Consider the following 1,552-nt stretch of genomic DNA (forward strand, 5'->3'; position numbering starts at 1 on the left):
TGGGTCGTGTTCGCTCACCGCGGCCCTCTGCGGATCAGCGCCTGGGAGGCTTCGGCCAGTTCAGCTACAGCGGGAAGGGTCCGCCAGGGCGCGGTGCGGCGGGCGAGTTCTCGGCCGCGTTGGCGGATCGACTCGATCGGGGTGGCACCGGCGCGGGTGAGGGCCTGGAGACCGAGCGTGGCGCTGTGTTCTGGGTCAGGGTCCTTGCCGGCCGTGAGTGCCGTGGCGACGTCGAGGGCGATCAGGGCGTCGCTCCAGGGCGAGCGGTCGGCGCCCGGCGTGCTGCTGGCGGTCTGCGCGTAGCGGTGGACGAGTTCGGTGTCGCCGGTGCCGACGTGGGCGGTCGCGGCGTTCGCCGCGATCCGCGCGAGACTGTAGGCGCCGAAGGAAAGGCACGCCGACATGCCTTCGGGCAGGTCGGCGCGTTCGGCGAGGTCGAACGCGCGGCCGACGGCTTCCCGCACACCCTCGCGGTCGCCGAGTCGGCCCAACGCGCGGGCTTCACCGTTGACCGCCAGCCGGATCGCCTGCGGCCCTCCTGCGGCGAAGGTCTGTCCCTCACGCGCCCGTGCGAGAGCGGACCGGTAGTCGCCGGCGTAGTAGGCGCACAGGCTTTCGGTACCTCGCACCCAGGCCGCCAGATCGCTGTCCTCCACCGCCACCGCGATAGCGAACGCCTCTGCACAGTAGGCACGCGAGAGCTGAAAGTCGCCAAGATTCACCGCCATGTAGCCAACCAGCCCCGACAGCCGCCCGGCTGCCCGCAGGAGCCGCAGGCGATTCCGGGGCAGTTGCGAACCCTCGATGAGGGCTTGCGCACCCTCGCGCTGCTGCACGACCAAGGGCATCAACGTGGCCGGACCGCGAGTCTCATAAGACGTGACACAGTCCTCGACAAAATCGTCGAGGTAATCAAGGAAAGAGGTGGGGACAGACGGCGCTGCGAAATACTGCTGCCGGATTCCCACGTCGGTCAGGCTCGCTTGCCGATCACCTTCGCCGCGAGAAGAGGTGATCGTATCCATCGCCGAGGACGCCGTCGCCAGCGCGAACACGCCAGTGTGCTCGGCCGCTGCCCGGACGGCCGGTACCTGCGGCGCGGTCGGTGTGGTCCTGGACGTGTTGCCGAGAGGAGCGTATCGGCGGCTGGCATGTGTTCGCGGTCGTCGAGGTCGATCAGGTTGTGGATGCTGGTGCCGTAGACCTCGGCGAGCAGGGCGAGTAGCTGCGGGGTGGGCCGGCGGCGGTTGTTCGGTACGGGCCAGTTCTCCAACTCGCTGAGCCGCGGGGCGGTCATGGAGGCAACACCGTGCGGATCGAGGCCTCTGCGGGCGGCGTGGGCGTTGATATGACCTGCGGCCTGCTGCTGGGTCCAGCCATGCGCGGCACGGTGAGCAGCCCGGGGCCGGTACTTGTAGCGGCGAGCGAACTCGACGGCGATCTCGTCATGAGACATGCCCACCGCACGCATCCGCGCACGCAACTCATCCTGCTCTGCCCGCAGGCTCATGTGGCTCATGGCGGCGTCGCAGACTCCTCGCTAGCCCAGGGC

2 protein-coding genes are annotated in these 1,552 nt (G+C 69.3%); one reads left to right on the forward strand and one right to left on the reverse strand.

The annotated features are described in order from the left end of the window. Nucleotides 1-14: 14 nt before the first annotated feature. Entirely contained in the window at nucleotides 15-1,055 is a 1,041-nt protein-coding gene (locus tag G6R24_RS20795) for an NsdA family TPR-like regulatory protein (RefSeq protein WP_163550815.1), read from the reverse strand. 254 nt (nucleotides 1,056-1,309) lie between these two features. Here G6R24_RS20795 and G6R24_RS24330 point away from each other — a divergent pair. Then, on the forward strand, nucleotides 1,310-1,552 hold a 243-nt coding region (locus tag G6R24_RS24330), incomplete at its 3' end, for a hypothetical protein (protein WP_420840686.1).

Source organism: Candidatus Frankia nodulisporulans (assembly GCF_902806475.1).
Taxonomy (GTDB): domain Bacteria; phylum Actinomycetota; class Actinomycetes; order Frankiales; family Frankiaceae; genus Frankia; species Frankia umida.